General features: G+C 66.8%; 11 protein-coding genes and 2 pseudogenes. 9 read left to right on the forward strand and 4 right to left on the reverse strand.

Going from position 1 to position 19,329, the window contains the following annotated elements; translation table 11 throughout:
- Positions 1-105: 105 nt before the first annotated feature.
- Both HW932_RS10370 and HW932_RS22100 read left to right on the forward strand, forming a co-directional pair.
- The gene (locus tag HW932_RS10370) at positions 106-1,875 is read left to right on the forward strand and encodes an autotransporter assembly complex protein TamA (protein WP_343047241.1); all 1,770 of its coding nucleotides are present in this window, start codon (positions 106-108) and stop codon (positions 1,873-1,875) included.
- A gap of 2 nt (positions 1,876-1,877) precedes the next feature.
- Positions 1,878-5,915 carry a translocation/assembly module TamB domain-containing protein gene (locus HW932_RS22100; RefSeq protein WP_176976423.1) on the forward strand — a complete coding sequence of 1,346 codons (4,038 nt, stop codon included), beginning with the start codon at positions 1,878-1,880 and terminating at the stop codon, positions 5,913-5,915.
- A 35-nt stretch (positions 5,916-5,950) separates the two neighbouring features.
- Here HW932_RS22100 and HW932_RS22180 read toward each other — a convergent pair.
- Both HW932_RS22180 and HW932_RS22185 read right to left on the reverse strand, forming a co-directional pair.
- Positions 5,951-6,031: pseudogene (locus tag HW932_RS22180) on the reverse strand (IS5/IS1182 family transposase); the annotation flags it as partial.
- Positions 6,032-6,060: 29 nt separating this feature from the next.
- Positions 6,061-6,177, reverse strand: a pseudogene (locus HW932_RS22185) (IS5/IS1182 family transposase); the annotation flags it as partial.
- 68 nt (positions 6,178-6,245) lie between these two features.
- Between HW932_RS22185 and HW932_RS10385 the strand changes: the two are divergent.
- Positions 6,246-7,163 (forward strand): YihY/virulence factor BrkB family protein, encoded by a 918-nt coding sequence (locus HW932_RS10385; protein WP_222932308.1) that lies wholly within the window; start codon positions 6,246-6,248, stop codon positions 7,161-7,163.
- Between the two features lie 101 nt (positions 7,164-7,264).
- On the opposite strand, the gene HW932_RS10390 is transcribed toward HW932_RS10385, so the two are convergent.
- On the reverse strand, positions 7,265-8,350 hold the full coding sequence (locus tag HW932_RS10390) for a phospholipase A (protein ID WP_246296771.1): 1,086 nt from the start codon (positions 8,348-8,350) through the stop codon (positions 7,265-7,267).
- Between the two features lie 173 nt (positions 8,351-8,523).
- Entirely contained in the window at positions 8,524-8,712 is a 189-nt protein-coding gene (locus HW932_RS10395) for a hypothetical protein (RefSeq protein WP_176976424.1), read from the reverse strand.
- Between the two features lie 145 nt (positions 8,713-8,857).
- On the opposite strand from HW932_RS10395, the gene HW932_RS10400 reads away from it, so the two are divergent.
- The 6 genes from HW932_RS10400 (at position 8,858) to HW932_RS10425 (ending at position 19,319) form a co-directional block, all read left to right on the forward strand.
- A complete protein-coding gene (locus HW932_RS10400) occupies positions 8,858-9,430 on the forward strand; it encodes a hypothetical protein (protein WP_176976425.1) in 573 nt (190 codons plus the stop codon).
- A 227-nt stretch (positions 9,431-9,657) separates the two neighbouring features.
- Complete coding sequence (locus HW932_RS10405; protein ID WP_176976426.1) at positions 9,658-10,773, forward strand: efflux RND transporter periplasmic adaptor subunit; 1,116 nt, start codon at positions 9,658-9,660, stop codon at positions 10,771-10,773.
- Positions 10,770-13,886: an efflux RND transporter permease subunit gene (locus HW932_RS10410; protein WP_176976427.1), complete on the forward strand. Its 3,117-nt coding sequence runs from the start codon at positions 10,770-10,772 to the stop codon at positions 13,884-13,886. The genes HW932_RS10405 and HW932_RS10410 overlap by 4 nt, the downstream gene beginning before the upstream one ends.
- Before the next feature lie 200 nt (positions 13,887-14,086).
- A complete protein-coding gene (locus tag HW932_RS10415; RefSeq protein ID WP_176976428.1) occupies positions 14,087-15,745 on the forward strand; it encodes a glycosyltransferase family 4 protein in 1,659 nt (552 codons plus the stop codon).
- A complete protein-coding gene (gene fcl / locus HW932_RS10420) occupies positions 15,738-16,715 on the forward strand; it encodes a GDP-L-fucose synthase (protein WP_176976429.1) in 978 nt (325 codons plus the stop codon). Before HW932_RS10415 ends, fcl begins: the two co-directional genes overlap by 8 nt.
- Before the next feature lie 123 nt (positions 16,716-16,838).
- Positions 16,839-19,319: a penicillin acylase family protein gene (locus HW932_RS10425; protein ID WP_176976430.1), complete on the forward strand. Its 2,481-nt coding sequence runs from the start codon at positions 16,839-16,841 to the stop codon at positions 19,317-19,319.
- Positions 19,320-19,329 lie beyond the last annotated feature (10 nt).

Raw genomic sequence — 19,329 nt, forward strand, 5'->3', positions numbered from 1 at the left:
GGTACCATCAAATCTTTCCTCCACCTCGGCTCTGCTCGACGCTGGACGCAATTCGCACCTGCCATTTTGGGCTTCGCCTACTTGGCCGCTGTCTCCGCAGCCGACGTGCCCTACTCCCTGACGATCGCGCCGACCGCAAACCCTGAGCTCGATCAGGCCATCGCGGATGCCTCGCTGCTCGCGACCCTGCGGGAGTCCGCGCCCGTTGGCGCCTTCGCTCTGGTCACTCGCGCGGACTCGGACGCGGGACGCTTCGACCGGGTTCTGCGCAGCTTCGGCTACTACGACGGCTACATTGAGATCCTGATCGCGGGGCGCGCGACCGACGATCCAGCGCTGCTGCCGCTCTTGGAGGATCTGCCGGACACAGATGAGACGGAGGTCGTGGTCGCGATCGATCCCGGGCCGCTCTATCGGCTGGGCGATGTGCGCCTCGAAGGTGATGTACCCGAGGGTGCACGCGCGGCGTTCGATCTGAGCAAAGGCGAGCCTGCCCGCGCCGCGGTGGTCTTGGCGGCGGGCCAGGCGGTCTTGGACGCCTTGCTCGAGGACGGGTTTGCGCTCGCCCAAGTCTCGCCGCCGGATGCGGTGGTCGACCACGACACTCGCACCATGGATGTCCTCTACCTGGCTGAGCCTGGCCCCCGGCTGAGCATCGGCCCGGTCACTGTGTCCGGACTCGAGCGTCTGCGTGAGGACTATGTGCTGCGCCGTCTGGATCTGGCGCCGGGCATGCGCTTCAGCCCGAGCCGGCTGGAGGCCGCGCGACGCGATCTCCTTGCGGGCGGCGTGCTCGCCTGGGCACGCCTCACCCCCGCCGCGCAACCAGATGCCCAGGGGCGCCTGCCCTTGAGCCTGGAGGTCGCCGAGCGCCCGCTGCGGGTGGTGCGCCTGACAGGCGCCTTCTCGACCGACGAGGGCGCGACCGTCTCCGGCTCCTGGACGCACCGCAATCTCTTTGGCCGCGCCGAGCAGTTAACGCTGCGCGGCGACATTGGCCAGCTAGCCCGGAATCGGCCGGACGAATTGAGCTACTCCGCGAATGGGATGCTGCGGATCCCGGATGTGTGGATACGCGATCTCGCACTGAGGTTGGATCTTGGCGCCGTGCGCGAGAGCCTGGACGCCTATGATCGTGACGCCATCACCGCAGGAACCGCGCTGGAGCGACGACTGTCCGCCAGGCTGTCGGTCAGTGCCGGTCTGACCTTCGAGCACGCCCGGATCACCCAAGACGAGGTGGCGCGCAACTATCGGTTGTTCTCGTTCCCGCTCAAGCTCACCTACGACAGCACGGACGATCGGCTCGATCCGTCCAGGGGCATCCTTCTCTCCGTGCAGCTAAGCCCGGCCAGGGTGCTGCAAGGCGATACGGACGGCTTCTTCCGTGGGCGTCTGGCGGGATCCGCCTATTTCGATGTCACACGGTTGCTCGGCGCCCGCGACGAGCTGGGCCGCTCCGTGCTCGCGGCGCGGCTGGCGCTCGGCCGCATCCTTGGCGCAGCCACGGACGCGGTTCCGCCGGACTGGCGCTTCTATGCCGGTGGCGGCGGGTCGGTGCGCGGCTATCCCTTCCAATCCATCGGCCCGCGCACAGCCTCGGACAATCCCGCCGGAGGCGACGGGCTGCTGGAGGGCAGCCTGGAATGGCGTCAGCGCATTGCCGAGAACTGGGGCGCCGCCGCTTTCGTCGATGCCGGTGCGGTCTACGATGACGGCATCCCGGGCACGGGCGCGCTCGCGATCGGCGTCGGTCTGGGGATACGCTACTTCACACCCGTCGGGCCGGTGCGTGTCGATCTCGCCACACCGCTCGACCCATACGACGGAGATGCGCCAGTGCAGATCTATATCGGAATCGGACAGGCGTTCTAACCGTGGCCCGCCTCCTACGTTATCTGTCTCTTGTCCTGCTGTCGCTCGCGCTGCTGTTGGCGGGCGTCCTACTGCTCGTCAACACGGAGACTGGGCACGGACTCGTCGCCCGAATGATCGTGCAGGCCAGCGACGGGCGCGTTCGGTTGTCCGGTCTGACCGGCATCCTGCCCCTTGCCCCGCGCGTGGCGCGCTTGGAGCTGCACGATGCGGACGGCATCTGGCTCGAGGTCGAGGACGCCGCGCTGGAGATCGACCCTAGGCCGCTCTTGCGCGCAACCCTCGCAATCGAGATCCTGAGCGCACGCGCGGTGATGCTGAGCCGCTTGCCGGCCCCGGGAGACGGCGATGCCGGCGCGGTCGGGCTGCCACTGCCCCTATTGCTGCAGCGCTTGGCGATCGACACCCTGCATCTCGATGGCGCGCTGCCGGGCGCCCCTCTGCTGACCCTGGAGGGAAGCGGCCAAGCCAGCGGCGTCGGGGATCTTGAGGCGATCCTGCTGCTCAGCACGCGCGATCGCCCTGACCACTACCGTCTCGAGATCGCGCGAGCGCGCGGCCGGGAGCAACTGGACCTGGCGATGAGCGAGACGCCAGGCGGTCTGGTCGCCGCGCTGGCCACAGCCGCCGGGGTGCGCGTGCCAACGCCGCTCGGCGCCTGGCGTCTCGACGCTACCGCCGATGGCCCGCTCACGGCGCTCGCACTCAGCGCGGTCCTCGACGCGGGACCGCTCCAGGCAAGCGTGGAAGGCATGGTCGACCTAGCCAACAGGTCGACCACCGGCCTGCGGCTCGCCGCCGACCTACCCGCGATGGCGATCGACCCCGGCGACGCGCCCGGCCTCGCCTGGGGCCGCGTCAGCTTGACGGCGGACCTGGATGGCCCTCTGCGACGGCCTCATGGAAGTGCCCGGATCGAGGTGAATCATCTCGAAGTCGGCGAGCTGGACATCGAGCATTTGGCAGCAAAGGGAGATGGCGATGCGAGCGGCCTGCGCTTCGACGCCACGCTGACAGGCATGCGAGCCCTGACGGCACTGCCCGAGTCCACGGCGAGCGTTCCGCTGCGAATCACGGGGGCGCTCGACCCGAGCGTCCCCGCTCGTCCCTTTCAGCTCGATGTCGCTCACCCGCTGCTCGACCTTGCGATGACGGGCGAGCTGACCACCAGGTCCGCACAAGCCAGTCTGAGCCTACCGGATCTCGCACCCGTCGGCGCCCTGACCGGGGTGAGCTTGGCCGGCGCGGCTAAGATCGACCTGACTGGCGCGCTGGACGGCCCGCCCCGTCTGGACGCAACCGGCGAGCTGACACTGACCCGGGCGCCGGGTCCGCTCGTCGATCTCCTCGGCCCCGAGGCTCGACTCAGCCTGTCGGCGCAACGCGCTGGGAACGTCTGGCAACTGGCGGCAGCCCGGATCCAGGGGGCCGCTATCGCGCTCAGCGCCCAAGGACGGGCTGAGCGCGACGCGCTCGCGCTGGACTGGTCATTGGATGTCGGCGACCTCAGCGCCCTGGCGCCCGGCTGGGGCGGGCGGGTGCAGGCTCGAGGAGCGATCACGGGCCGCCCCGAGGCGCCCGAGCTGGTCGCCGACCTCAGCGCGGACGCCGACCTTGCCGAGGCGGGCCGGGGGCGCGTCTCCGGACGGCTGAGCGCAGACCTCAGCGCCCCAGCCGGATCCCTGGACTTGCAGGGTGCTTGGGCGGGACAGCCGGTGGCGATCGACATGGAAGGCGGGCGCTTGGCCAACGGCGATCTCAACCTCTCGCTCGGCGATAGTCGCTGGGCCGGCGTCGCCGCCTCCGGCAGCCTGCGCCTCCCCTCCGGTGCAGCCCTGCCCCAGGGCGAGGTACGGTTGCGCGCCGAGCGTCTAGCCGATCTCACTCCCTTGCTGGCACTCACGTCGCTTACGGCCTCCGACAAGGTTCTGGCGGGCCGTTTGAGCGCGCACGTCCGTCTGGCGGAGACGGGTGTGGCTCACATCGAGGCCGAGGGCGACGGGCTGGCGCTGCCAGGGGCGATTCGGGTCGAGACGCTGGCGTTGCGTGCCACGGTGACCGAGCCCTTGGACATCGCGAAGACCGAGGCGACACTCCGCCTTCAGGGGCTCGCGGTGCGAGGGATCGCCGGAGATCTCTCCTTGACCGCACTGGGCAACGCGGCGGCACTCGATCTGACGGCAGACACCGCGCTGGAGACGCCGACCGGACCCGCCCGCATGACCGCGAGAGCACGGCTCGATGGCCCCAGGCGGCGGTTGACCATTCAGCACCTGGAAGCAAGGGCGCACGACGAGCCTCTGCGACTGCTGGCCCCGACGACCCTCGACCTCGCGGATGGCGTGGCGGTGGATCGGCTGCGCCTCGCGCTGGGAGCGGGAGGCGGCCGAGGATCGGTGGAGATCGCCGGCCGCTTGGCGCCGACACTCGATTGCGAGGCGTCCGTCGCCGATCTCTCCCTCGACGTGCTGAGGCGGTTCGCGACGGACCTGCCGCTGGCCGGCAGCTTGTCCGTGCAGGCGCGGCTAGCCGGGGCGCCGAGCCGCGCGGTTGGCAACATTGGATTGCAGGTAGAGGACTTACGGCTAACCGAGGGCGCCGGCCGCAGCGTCCCGCCGGCTCGGATCACGGCCTCGGTCGACCTCGGGTCGGATGTGGCGCGGATCGACGCGCGCGCCGAGACCGGACCAAAGGCGGCTCTGCGCCTGCACGGACGCATCGGGCGCCAGTCGCCCATCGGGCGGGCTGGGCTCGACCTGCGGGCCGACGGGCGGATCGACCTCGACCTGCTCGACCCATTGCTGACGAGCGGTGGGCGCCAGGTCAGCGGACAGACCGTGCTCGCGACCGCCATCGGCGGCACCTGGGCCGAGCCGCGCCTGGATGGCAGGCTGCGGCTCGACGCGGCAACCTGGCGGGATCGCACCATCGGGCTGGCGCTGACCGAGATCAGCGGCGCCTTGGCGCTCTTCGGCGAGACGATGCGGATCGATCAGCTCACCGCCCGAGCAGGACAGGGGAAAGTGACGGTCAACGGCAGCGTCGGCCTGCTGTCCACTGATCTGCCGATGGACTTGCGACTCGTCGCGCGCGATGCCCGGCCGATTCAGTCGGACCGGCTCGCGATCGAGGGAGACGCCGACGTGCGGCTGCACGGCCAGGCGGCCGGGCGTTTGGATGCCGAGGGTGCGGTCCGGCTCAAGCGCGTCGAGATCCGACTGCCGGAGCGCCTGCCCGCCAGCCTCGCGACCCTGGAGGTGCGCGAGCGCGGCGAACGCCGGCAGCCGAGCCGCGGACAAAGGAATGCAGGGCCACGCTGGCAGCCGGATGTCCAGCTCGACCTGCGGGTCTCCGCACCCAGCGCCATCGATGTGCAGGGGCGCGGGGTCCATGCAGAGCTTGGCGGCGAGGTGCAACTGCGGGGGCCTCTCGCAGCCCTCGATGCCACCGGCGGCGTGAATCTGGTACGCGGCCACTACGAGCTGGCCGGGCAAGCCCTGCGCTTCAGCCGAGGACGCCTCGATTTCGACGGCGCCGCCGTACTGGACCCGAGCCTGGACCTGGAGGCACGCGCCAGCGTGTCCGGCAGCACGGCGATCCTCTCTGTCCTGGGAACCGCCAGCGCCCCGCGCATCGAGCTGCGGGGCGAGCCTGAGATGCCGCAGGATGAGGTGCTCTCCAGGCTACTCTTCGGCGTCGCCGGAGGGCGCCTGTCCCCTTTGCAGGCGACGCGGTTGGGACTGGCGGCGGCGTCGATCAGCGGCATCGGCGGCGGAAAGGGTGTCGGGCTGCTCGACCGCGCGCGCACCGGACTCGGGCTGGAGCGCTTGTCGATCGGCACCGACGAACGGGGCGAGTCCCGCATCGAGAGCGGGCGCAATCTATCCGAGCGCGTCTACCTCGGGGCGCGCCAGGGCACGCGGGCAGGCGAGCCTCAAGGCGTGCTGCGCATCGACGCCACCCGCAACATCACGCTGGAAGCGGATGTCGGCACGAGCGGAGGGACGCGCGCGGGCGCGGCTTTCGAGCACGAATACTGAGCGCGCCGACGCATCCAGCGCAAGCCGGGCGTGGCGATGATCCCAAGCGCCGGATGGACCATGGCCAAGTCGGCGTCATCGCGCTTCTACCAGCGCACCAACAGGCGACGGAAACGATAGTCCGCCAGCGGGGCCTTGGTCATCTCGAACAGATCCCGGTGGCGTTGAGCGCATTCCATTGACAGCCGATGCGCAATACAAACAAGATCTCATCCATCACGACCCGATCCTCGATCCGGCGCCGATGGCAGCCCAACGGATGGGCCGGCGTCCTCACTAGCGCACCCGCAGACCTACTTGGACCGTCAATCGCTCGCACCCTATTCGCCTATGCGCGCTCTCCTGGCCATGATGAAGGGATGGATCGGCATCGTTCGCGGTGGCGTTGCGATCTGGCTCGAGCACAATCCCTTCGTCCACGCAGGCTCCCTCGCCTTCTTCACGCTGTTCTCGCTCGCGCCGACGCTCATCATCGCCGTCACGGTCATCGGCGTCGTCCTGGGACAAAGCGCGGCCCAAGGCGAGATCGTGGCGCAGCTTCAGGACACCATGGGCATCGAGGCCGCCGCAGCGGTCGAGCAGGCGGTGCTGATGTCCCGTGTCGAGGCAACCGGCTTGATGCCGACCTTGCTCGGCATCGCCGCGATCCTCATCGGAGCGACCACCGTGTTCGCGCAGCTGCGCTACTCCCTCAATGTCCTCTGGGGCGTTCGACCAAACCCAGGTCGCAGCGGCCTTTGGCGCCTCGCCAAGGGGCGTGTCCTGGGACTTTTCGTCGTGCTGCTGATCGGCCTGGGACTCCTGCTGTACTTCGTATCGGCCATCGGGCTGCAGACACTGGCGGCGTCGCTCGATCCCTCCATGCTCCCGCCCGACCTATCGCAAGACGACCTGCTTGGCGGCGCGCGATGGCTCGTGGCCATCGTGATCGGAGCCCTCTTCATCGCGACGCTGTTCAAGGTGCTCCCGGATGTCGTCGTAACCTGGCAGGACGTCCTCCCCGGCGCCTTGGCCACCTCCCTGATGCTCTCCGGCGGACGCTACGGCATCGCGACCTATCTCTCGAAGACTGCGATCACCTCGACCTATGGAGCCGCCGCCTCGGTCTTGATCGTGCTGTTCTGGGTCTACTTCTCGGCGCTTATCCTGCTGCTCGGCGCGGCCTTGACCCGCGCGCACCTCACGGCACGCGGCAGGCCCGTCATCCCCCGCGGCTCGGCGGTCAAGGTGGTGCAAGAGCTGATCTGAGCCTCAGGCTGCAACGCGGAAACGGCCTCTTTCAGCCGGCCATTCCTGGCCGTCAAGATCAGTTGCTGGAGCCGGTCAAGACTCAGGTCAGGTCTCCGCGACTAGAGCTGATCGTTGAGGGTCACACCGATTCCGATCACGTTTTGCTTCCAGTTGTAATCGATGAGGCTTTCCCCGTAGCCGGTGAAGCCCTTGACGTAACCACGCAGTGAGCCGAAGAGCTTCGGCGTGATCCAGGTGATCTGCGCCGCACCCTTGTCGGCCGAAGGATTGCCGCGCGCCATCAGTGAGAAGCTATGGCCTCGCCACTTGTAGAAGGCGGTGATATCGCCATAGCCGTAGTAGTCCGTGATGTTCGGATTGTCGTCATCGCCGTCGTCGATAACGACCCAAGACCGCATCAAGACCGCGAAGTCGCCCCGCTCGATACCGAACTCGGCGAAGAGACGGTCCCAACTGCGAGAGATGGGATCCGCTCGGCCATTGGATTGGTGCGTATAGCCGACGTTGAGCAGCCGCCAATGGAAATCGCCGAAGGATAGACCCGGGCGAAAGCTCGCCATCAGCTCAGGCATGTAGTTGGTCTCGCGAAAGGGGCGAGAAAGGTCGGCATTGTAGACCTGCCATTGACTCTGCTGGGTGTAGGCGCCCCAGATGCCGAAGCGCCGATCGTCAGTGGCCCAGAGCCGCGTCTTGAAGCTGATCTGAAACTCGGCCTCGGTGGACTGCATCTCCACGCCCGGCTCTTGCGTCGCGTCGAACAGCGTCTCGAAGGGCGCCTCGTTGGGCCGACTGGAATAGGTCGCGAAAAGCAGGTAGTTGGGACGATAGGTGTCGATGGTGTAGCGCTTGGAATCGGCGTTGAAGCCCCAGGCCTCGTCGATCAGGGAGGTCTCGCCAGCTGACTCGACCTCATCGGGCGCGATGAGCGGCGTGCTCGACTGCGCCACTGGAGCCGCGGGGGCCGCCATGGGCGACGTCGTCGGCTCTGACTGCACCAGGTCAGCAGCGCGCCCGTTGACGCGGTCGTAGCAGGCGAGTCGTTCCATGTCGCTGGTGATCGCCACGCATGCGGCGGAGCCGGCAGGCTGCAAGCCCGCCAGTGCATGGGCGCTCGTGAACGTGAGGCCCACGAGCATGGCCGCGAGCAGAGGGGTCGAGTGGGATGAGTGGGATGGATTGTCCATGAGCCAGTCCGCTCCATTGCGGAAGAAAGAATCTAAGAATCTGAAAAGAGCCGTTGAACCGCAAAGGGCACAAAGAGCGCAAAGGGTTTCAACATATTGTTCGCGAAATCATGCTCACCCAAAGGGTGAAGCGACGCCGCAAAGCAAGCCATCGACGTGAGCCAGTAGCGCGCTCAGGCGGCAAAGATCATAGCCCCAGCAAAGGCATCCGCCAATGAATCGCGTAGACTGGCATGGACCGCGACGAAGCCCAGCCGCAGAGAGCAGAGCGCCAGGGCCGAGAACTCGGCGAGTGTGGATACAGACGCCTTGAGCCGCAACGGCTCGCAGGCCGGAACCAAGACATAAACCCGTACCAGCACCACGTAGGCAGCGATTCATGCATATTGCTATTTTAAAACTTTCTTATATACTAAAGCGCGTTTGCTGCTGAAAACAACAGAATGCAGATCCGGATTCGGTTCTGAACAACGCTGAAAAATAACGTCTTTCCCAAAGGTGTGTCACATGAAACTGATCCAAGCCGCCTCCGCCATCGCGCTCGCCGCCGCCACGACCACGGCCTTCGCCTGGTATGCCGCGCCCTATCAACCCGTCGCCCCGACGGCCGATCAGCACAAGGCGTTGATCGAACAGCAGCAGGCGATGCTGGAGCAGCACGACAAGGCCATGCGCGAGGCGTTCGAGGCGCAGCGCCGGTTCGCCGAGCAGCAACTGGCCTGGGCCGATCAGAACCGCCCGGCCTGGCCCGCGTTCCCGGAGCGGCCGGCCATGCCTGAGTTCGGTCAGTATCCGGAGGCGCCCGAGTTCCCCGAGATGCCCGAATTCGGCCAGTTCCCGGCCATGCCCGAGTCGCTGGACGCCCGTCGCAAGGAGATGGACGCCTATCGCGAGCAGACCAAGCAGCGGATCGAGGAGCGCCGCGCGGCCATGAAGCAGTGGAGCGAAGAGCGTCGCGCCCAGCATCCGACCCGCCATATCGGCGAGCCGCTGAGCCGCGCCTTCCCCGAACACCCCTACCCCATGATGCCTCAGCATCAGGCCCAGGCTCCAGCCGAGTCTTCGACTCAGACCCGTTGAAGCGACTCGCCGGGTCGAGGGATTGACCCGAAGGCGAGACTCTGAGACAACGAACGGCCCCATCATTCCGGTGATGGGGCCGTTTGCGTTTCGGTGACGTTGGGAACTCTCGATGGAGCCGAGCACCTAACCTGCTTTCCCGAGCAGTCTATATGGGTGCGGCGAGCAACGAACCGCGCCGATCGCGACCAGTGTTCAGAGAGACCTCACAGAGCGAGTCCCGACCGATGCGCGTTTTCTCGATACCGATACTGCCGGCGATGCTGATCTGGCTGGTTGTGCCGAACGTCTGGGCCGCCAAGCCCGGCGGAGCGCCGACCGCCACGCCCGTTGTAGCGGCCGAGGCGCGCGTCCAGCCGCTCAGCGAACGGGTCGAGGCGCTGGGTACGCTCCAGGCCAATGAGTCGGTGGCCATCACCTCCAAGGTGACGGAAACCATCTCTGTGGTGCATTTCGACGACAATCAGCGGGTGCGCGCCGGTGATCCACTGGTCGAGATGACCAGCGCCGAGGAACATGCCCTGCTCGAAGAGGCCAGTGTGCGGGCGCGCGAGGCCGAGCGTCAGTACAACCGCGTCCGCTCGCTGGTGGCCCAGCGTTCGGCCTCCGAATCCCTGCTCGACGAACGCAAGCGCGATCTCGACACCGCGCGCGCCCTGCTCACCGCCATCGAGTCGCGCGTGGCCGACCGCTTCCTCAAGGCCCCCTTCGACGGCGTGCTGGGTCTGCGCAACGTCAGCCAGGGCGCGCTGGTCGAACCGGGCGACCTGATCACCACGCTCGACGACGACCGACTGATGAAGCTCGACTTCAGCGTGCCCAGCGTCCATCTGGCCTCACTCCAGCCCGGACTGGGCATCGAGGCGACCAGCTCGGCCTTTGGCGCGCGCGTCTTCAAGGGCGTGGTGCGCGGGGTCGACAGCCGGGTCGATCCGGTCACGCGCTCGGTGCGGGTGCGCGCCATCCTGCCCAATCCCGACTTCACGCTCAAACCCGGACTGCTGATGCGCGTGGTGCTGATGCTCGATCCGCGCGAGGCGCTCACCGTACCCGAGGCGGCGATCCTGCATCGCGGACAGGAGCACTTCGTCCTGCGGCTGTCCGAGGGTGAGGCCGGAATCACCGCTGAACGGACCCGGATCCGGATCGGCACGCGCATTCCCGGCTGGGTCGAGGTGCGCGACGGACTGGCGCCGGGCGAGCGTGTCGTCACCGAGGGTCAGGAGAAGGTCAGACCCGGTCAGCCGCTACGTTTGATTCCAAGCCCAGGTTCCGACCCCGACGCCTCGGCCAAGAGCCAATCCCAGAACCCGACCGACACCACAGCGGGCCGGATGCCGTGATCCTCTCCGACGTCTCCATCACCCGCCCTGTCCTGGCCAGCGTCCTCTCGTTGCTGCTGGTCGCCTTCGGACTGGTCTCGTTCGACCGGCTGCCATTGCGCCAGTTTCCGGACATCGACCCGCCCGTGGTCTCGATCGACACCACCTATCGCGGCGCCGCCGCCGCCGTGGTCGAGACCCGCATCACCCAGGTCATCGAGGAGCGCATCGCCGGTGTCGAGGGCATCCGCACCGTCGAGTCGACCAGCGAGGACGGTCGCTCGCGCATCAGCATCGAGTTCAGCATCGACCGCGACGTCGACAGCGCCGCCAACGACATCCGCGACCGCGTCTCGGGCATCATCGACCAGCTCCCGAGTGAGGCCGATCCGCCCGAGATCCAGAAGGTCGACAGCAACGACGACGTCATCGTCTGGTTCAACCTCTCCAGCGAACGGATGACGGTGCCCGAACTCTCGGATTATGCACGGCGCTATCTGGTCGACCGCTTCTCGGTGCTCGACGGCGTGGCGCGGGTGCGGGTCGGCGGCGAGCAGACCTATGCCATGCGCATCTGGCTCGACCGCAACGCTCTGGCCGCGCGCGGGCTGACGGTCGCCGATGTCGAGGAGGCGCTGCGGGCCGAGAACATCGAGCTGCCCGCCGGCGAAGTCGAATCGATCGACCGCCAGTTCAGCGTGCGTGTCGATCGCGCCTTCAACACCGCCGACGATTTCGCGCGTCTGGTGCTCAAGCGCGGCGAGGACGGCTATCTGGTCCGTCTTGGCGACGTGGCGCGCGTGGAGCGCGGCACCGAGGAAGAACGTACCTTCTTCCGCGGCAACGCCAAGCCCATGGTCGGTATCGGCATCATCAAACAGTCGACCGCCAATACCATCGCCGTCGCTCAGGCGGCCAAGGCCGAGGTGGAGCGCGTCAACCAGTCGCTGCCCGAGGGCATGATCCTGAGCCAGAGCTTCGACAGCTCGGTGTTCGTCGAGGAAGCCATCGACGAGGTTTATAAAACGCTCGCCATCGCCATCGGTCTGGTGGTGCTGGTGATCTTTCTGTTCCTCGGCAACTGGCGCGCGACCCTGGTGCCGGCAGTCACGGTGCCGGTGTCGATCGTGTCCACCTTCACTGTGCTGCTTGCGCTCGGGTTTTCGATCAATATTCTGACGCTGCTCGCCCTGGTGCTGGCCATCGGGCTGGTGGTGGACGATGCCATCGTGGTGCTGGAGAACATCCATCGACGCATGGAGGAATACGGCGAGACGCGGCTGGTCGCCGCCTATCGGGGCACGCGCCAGGTCGGTTTCGCCGTGGTCGCGACCACCATCGTGCTGGCCTCGGTCTTCATCCCGATCGCCTTCCTGCAAGGGGATCTGGGGCGGCTGTTCGCCGAGTTCGCCCTGACCATGGCCGCCGCCGTGGTCTTCTCCTCCTTCGTCGCGCTCTCGCTGTCGTCGATGCTGGCCTCCAAGGTACTGCCGGCGGCGCACCGTCCCGAGGGCGGGCGCGCCGGTCTCAGCGAGGGCATCGACCGCGTCTTCCTGGCGATCCGTCGGCTCTACCGACGGGTGCTCGACTTCCTGCTGCATCAGCCCTGGATCATCCTGCTGGCGCTCATCGGCACGCTCGGCGCAGCCGTCTGGCTGTTCGAGCGCATCCCGCAGGAATACACCCCCAAGGAGGATCGCGGCGCCTTCTTCATCCTGGTCAACGGCCCCGAGGGCGCGTCGCACAGTTACATGAAGACCTACATGGAAGAGATCGAGCGCCGGCTCATGCCCTATGCCGAGAGCGGCGAGGCGATCCGGCTCTTGGTGCGCAGTCCGCGCGCCTTCTCCAACACAGCGACCTTCAACACCGGCATGGTGATCATCGTGCTCGACAGCCATGCCAAGCGCCGCTCGGCCTGGGTCATCATGGACGAGATCCGCGCCAGACTCGCCGACCTGCCGGGTGTGAGCGCCTTCCCGGTCATGCGCCAGGGATTCGGCACGCGCACCAGCAAGCCGATCCAGTTCGTCATCGGCGGCGGGAGTTACGAGGAACTGGCGGCCTGGCGCGATACCCTGATCGCCGAGATCGAGAAGGACAATCCCGGACTGGTGGGACTCGACTGGGACTACAAGGAGACCAAGCCCCAGCTTCGGGTCGAGATCGACTATGACCGCGCCGCCGATCTCGGGGTGACGGTCGGCACGCTCGGACGCACCCTGGAGACCATGCTCGGTTCGCGCCGGGTGACGACCTATCTCGACCAGGGCGAGGAATACGACGTCATCCTGGAAGGCGAGCGCAATGAACAGCGCACTCCGACCAGTCTGGAGAACATCTATGTGCGCTCGGCGCGCAGCGACGCCCTGATTCCGCTGGCGAGCCTGGCGCGCGTGACCGAAACCGCCGAGTCGCCGAGCCTCAACCGCTTCAACCGCATCCGCGCCATCACCATCGAGGCCAGTCTCGCCGAGGGGCTGGCGCTCGGCGATGCGCTCGACTATCTGGAGGCCAAGGTCCGCGAGCACCTGCCCGAACAGGCCCAGATCGACTACAAGGGCCAGAGCCGCGACTTCAAGAGCAGTGCCTCCGGCGTGCTGTTCGTCTTCGTGCTGGGGCTGATGGTGGTCTATCTGGTGCTGGCCGCGCAGTTCGAGAGCTGGGTCCATCCGCTGGTCATCATGCTCACCGTGCCGCTGGCCATGGCGGGGGCGCTGCTCGGGCTGTGGCTGACCGATCAGAGTCTCAACATCTTCAGTCAGATCGGGCTGGTGATGCTGGTGGGGTTGGCGGCCAAGAACGGCATCCTCATCGTCGAGTTCGCCAATCAGTTGCGCGATCAGGGGCTGGAGTTCCGCGCGGCCCTGGTCGAGGCGAGCGAGACCCGGCTGAGGCCCATCCTCATGACCGGCGTCACGACCGCCGCCGGGGCCATTCCGCTGCTGCTCTCCAGCGGCGCCGGCTCCGAGACGCGCGCGGTCATCGGTATCGTCATCCTGGCCGGGGTGCTGGCGGCGACGGTCTTCACCCTGTTCGTGGTGCCCGTGGCCTATGATCGGCTGGCGCGCCACACCGGATCGCCGGGGGCGGTCAAGCGGCGGCTGGAGCAGGAGATGGCCAAGACGTCCTGATCTGTAGCGTCGCGCCTCGCCTTTGCGCCCCCCGGCTGTCTGCCACCGGAGATTTGATCGGCATCACGCTGCGGAAATCGTTACCATACGAGCGACCGAGGTATCCTCGCTGCTCTCACGCCCAGCGATCCTGACACGCAACGGCCCACCGCCCGGATGCGGAACATTCGGCCTCGATATATCGAGAGATTCCGCACCCGATGCAACAAGCCGTCTATATCCTGCTGCTGTCGCTCTTCATCTCCATGGTCCTGGTGCCGCCGCTGGCACGACTCGCCGGCCCACTGGGACTGACCGACAGACCGGGCGCACGCAAGATCCATCAGCAGCCCATCCCGCGCTCCGGCGGCATCGCCATCGTGATCGGCGCCCTGACGCCGGTTTTCTTTCTGGTCACGCCGCGCCCGGATGTCCTCGCCTTTCTGATCGCGGCCTTCGTGCTGTTCGTCTTCGGCGTCCTCGACGATCGTTTCGACCTGGACTATCGGGTCAAGCTGCTCGGCCAGATCAGCGCCTCAGCCATCGTAGCGATCGGCGGCGGAGTCCTCATCGAGTCATTGCCGTTCATCGATGGCGATGTGCTGCCCGGCTTCATCAGCCTCCCGCTGACCATCTTCGTGATCGTCGGGATCACCAACGCGGTGAACCTGTCGGACGGACTCGACGGACTCGCCGGCGGGATCAGTCTGCTGGCGCTCGTCTGTCTGTCGGTGCTGGCCTATCAGGGCGGCGATCCGGCTGCACTCGGTATCGCGTTGTCCATGATCGGCGCGACCTTCGGCTTTCTGCGTTTCAACAGCAATCCGGCCCAGATCTTCATGGGCGACACCGGCAGCCAGTTCCTGGGTTTCGGCACCGCCGTGCTCGTCATCCTGGTCACGCAGCGCCCAGACACCGTCTATGGCCAACTGATCCCGGCCCTGATCCTGGGCATCCCGGTCCTCGACATGGCTACGGTCATGGTCCGGCGCGTCCGGGCGGGTCTCTCGCCGTTCCGGCCCGATCGCTCGCATCTGCACCACAGACTCCTGAGTCTCGGATGGAGCCAGTATCAGGCCGTGGTCTTCATCTATGTGATGCAGGCGCTCATGGTGCTGGCTGCCTATCTGATGCGCTTTGCATCGGATCTGGCTGTGCTCGTCGTGTATCTGGCCGGATCCATCGCCCTGCTCTGGCTGGTGCATGGTCTGCTGTTGCGTGTCGATCGTTGCGCCCTGGCGGAATCGAGGGGTACGAAGGCGAGCCGCCTCCTCATCGGCACCCGTAGCCGCTGGATCCTCGACAAGATCGACTGCATGACCGATTTCCTGGGTCGAGTCCCCGCCCCAATGCTACGGATACTCGTCCCTGTGACGCTCCTGGCGGGCGCGCTCCTCGCAGCGGACGTCGGCACGGATGTCGGCTGGCTGGCCGCCATCTCGCTCCTGGGCCTGATCATCGCCCTGCTGTCGCGTTCGGCCCTGAGTTACTGGCTGGAGCGTCTGGCGGCCTATGTCACCGTCTCGACGGTGCTGTTCCTGTCGGCCGATCCGCTTCAGTCGCTCGTCGAGGCCGGACCGCTGCTGGCGTTCTTTCTCATGCTCGGTTTCGTCACCTGGGCACAGATCCGTTCGGCCACTGAGTTCAGAACCAGCACCCTGGACGTACTGATCCTGATCCTGATGTGTCTGCTGCCGCTGTCGACGGGGATGTGGTCCGGTCGCTATCTCCTGGTGATCCTGCCCTGTATCGTGCTGTTCTATGCCATCGAGGTTTTGCTGGCGGAGCGGCGGGGACGGTTGGGCGGGCTTCATCTGTCTATCTTGTTATCGTTGCTGATCGTAGCGTTGAAGAGCTTCATGGGTCATCAAAATGTCTAACGACGGTTCCTTTACGCGCATCTACATCGCCGGCCATCACGGCATGGTGGGTTCGGCGCTGGTGCGTGCGCTCGAGCGCGCCGGCCATACGAATCTCGTCACTCGCACCCATGCCGATCTGGATCTGATCGACCAAGCGGCCGTCGACGCCTTCTTTGCCGAACAGCGCCCGACTCAGGTCTATCTGGCGGCGGCCAGGGTCGGCGGGATCCATGCCAACGACACCTATCCGGCCGAGTTCCTGTATCAGAACCTGCTGATCGAGGCCAACATCATTCACGCCGCCTGGCGGCATGGGGTCGAGCGTCTGTTGTTCTTGGGCAGCTCCTGCATCTATCCACGTCTGGCGCCTCAGCCGATGCACGAGTCGACCCTGCTCACAGGTCCGCTGGAGCCGACCAACGAGCCTTATGCCATCGCCAAGATCGCCGGGATCAAGCTGTGTGAATCCTACAACCGTCAGTATGGGACGGATTTTCGCAGCGTGATGCCGACCAATCTCTATGGTCCGGGCGACAATTTCGATCTGAACGACAGCCATGTGCTGCCGGCGCTGATCCGTCGCTTCCATGAGGCGCGGGTTGCGGGCGCATCGCGTGTGACCGTCTGGGGTAGCGGCATGCCGCGGCGCGAGCTGATGCATGTCGACGACATGGCGGCGGCCTGTGTGCACGTGATGGGACTGACGCCCGAGGTCTGGCGTGCGCACACGGATCCGCGTTGTTCGCATCTGAACGTCGGGACCGGGGTCGATGTCACCATCGCGGAACTGGCGCAGCTGGTGGCCGAGGTGGTGGGCTTCGAGGGCGAGATCGTCTTCGATACCGGCAAACCCGACGGCACGCCGCACAAGTTACTCGACGTTGGGCGTCTGCGCGGACTGGGTTGGGCGGCGCGAATTGCACTGGCCGATGGGATTCGTCAAACCTATCGCTGGTTCCTGGAGAACCAGGGGCAGTTGCGTCTTTGATCGGCGCTTCCGGTCTGAGATACGGCGCCGCCAGTCACAGTGCAAGTGCCTCGCGCCACTGCACCGGCAGCAACCGGATACAGGACTGCATCAACGATGACCGATCATGAGGACCGCACAGCAATGTCGAAACGTCGCTTGTATTGGCTCGTGTCCATCCTGCTGATCCCGGGACTCATCGTGCTGGTCGTGGGCGGCACGCTCTATTGGCTGGCCAAGCGTGCCGAGCCGTCCTACTCGGGCGCGGTCGCGCTGTCCGGACTCGCGCATCCGGTCGAGGTCCGTTTCGGCCCTCACGCCGTGCCGACCATCGAGGCGAGCAACCTTCGGGATTTGCTCTTCGCTCAGGGCTATGTGACGGCCTCGGAGCGGATGTGGCAGATGGATCTGTTGCGCCGGCTCGGCGGCGGGCGTCTGGCCGAACTCTTCGGCCCGGAAGTGGTGAAGGTCGACCGCTTCTTTCGCACCGTCGGACTGCCGGTCGAGGCAAGGCGCGCGCTGGATACCCTGGATGACGCCGAGCGCGCCCTGCTCGATGCCTATGCCGCCGGGGTCAATGCCTATCGTGAGGCGGCTCGCGACCGGCGACCGCTGGAATATCGGCTCACCGGACTCGAACCGGCCCCCTGGCAGCCTGAGGACAGTCTGGTGATCGGCGCTTACATGGCCTGGACTCAGTCGTTCAATGCGCGCGGTGAGCTGACCTTTCTGCGTCTGGCGCGGCGGATCGGCCCCGAGCGCACCCGTCTGCTGTTCCCGACCGATGAGGGCATCGCGCCGCCCGAGGTTCCTCCCGAACTGGTCGAGTATCTCGCGGCGACACCAACGGCGGCCTCGTCTCCTGATCCAGGATTCGACATCGCCGCGCTGGCCCCGATCCTCGATTATCCCGCGCGACTCGGCCTACCGACCCCGACCGCCGCGAGCAACGCCTGGCTGGCGACGGGCAAGCGCACAGCCACCGGCGAGGCGCTACTCGCCGATGACCCGCATCTGGCCTTCTCGATGCCGGGCATCTGGTACGAGCTGGAGCTGATCGCCCCCGATCTGCACGCGGCCGGCGTCAGCCTGCCCGGCGTGCCTCTGGTGCTGATCGGGCACAATGCCGACCTGGCCTGGGGCTTCACCAGCGTCATCGCCGACACTCAGGACATCTTCATCGAGCGCCCGACCGCGGATGGACTCGCCGTCGAACGTGACGGCCGCGCCCCCGAACCGATCCGGCTCCGTCACGAGACGATCCGGGTCCGGGGCGCCGATCCGGTCGAGATCGCGATCCGTTCGACCAGTCGCGGCGTGGTGCTGAACGACATCCTCGGTGAAACCACAGGCACGCCCATGGATCTGACCGATCCGGGTCTCACGGATCTGATCGTCCTGCGTCAGAACCACGATCGGCCGGACCGGAGCTTTCAAGCCATGCGCGGTCTCTGCCGGTCCGGGACGCTCGACGAGGCGCGCGCGGCGGGGCTGGACTTCCGGCATGTCGCGACCAACCTGATGCTGGCCCATCGCGACGGCGGCATCGCCTGGCAGATGACGGGCGTCCTGCCCCAGCGTGGGCGCGGTGCGGGCGCCTTCCCCAATCCAGGCTGGATCGACGACTACGCCTGGCAGGGCGAGGCGCCGCAGTCGCTGAATCCGAGCCTCGCCAATCCGCCCGACGGCGTCATCGTCACGGCCAACCAGCGCACCATCCCGGAGGACTATCCGATCCGTGTCAGCAACGCCTGGATGTCGCCGCACCGCGCCCAGCGCATCACCGCGCGGCTCGACGAGTCGGGACCGCTCACACCCGAGTCGATGGCCGGGATCCAGGCCGACCGCATCAGTCTCCAGGGTCGGATGATGCTGTCCTCCCTGCGCCGGCTGGAGTCCGAGATCCGCGCACTCGATCCGGACGCCTGGGCGATCGCCGAGGACCATCTGCTCGACTGGGACGGCGCCATGGACGCCGCGAGCCGTCCGGCCGCCTTCGCCGCCCGGCTGGAACCGGCGCTGTTCCAGGCGCTCTACGGCGACGAACTGGGCGAGGATCTGCCCTTTCTGCTCTCGATGACGCTCCTCGCCTACAGCCCGCTCCAGGAGACGCTGCGCACGGGCGAATCCGCCTTTTGGGACGACGTGACGACGCCCGAGATCGAGACGCCCGCCGCGATCTGGGCGCGCGCACTGCACGCGGCCCGGACGGCGCTCGCGGCCGATGGCGACGACGTCCGGCTCGACGACATCCGCTCGATCCGCTTCACCCATGCCTTCGACAAAGTGCCGTTGCTCGGTGATCTTTTCAGCGTCGGTCCCATCGGCGTCGGCGGCAGTTCGGACACGGTCGATGTCATCAAGACCCAGCCCCAGGAACCGGGCAAGGGTCTGTTCGGCGCCTCGGTGCGCTTCGTCGCCACCCCGGCCGACTGGAGCCGGACGCGCGGCACCCTGACGCTGGGTCAGTCGGGCCATCGGTTCTCGCCCTATCGCGCCGATCAGCTCCAGGACTGGCTGGCGGTGCACGCCCATCCCTGGCCCTGGAACGGACCGGACGAGGCTCAAACCCTCGGCCGTCTGCGGCTCGATCCGCCCGACGCTGGCGGACGATTCGGCCGATAGGGCTTGGTCC

This window comes from Allochromatium humboldtianum (assembly GCF_013385175.1).
Lineage (GTDB): Bacteria > Pseudomonadota > Gammaproteobacteria > Chromatiales > Chromatiaceae > Thermochromatium > Thermochromatium humboldtianum.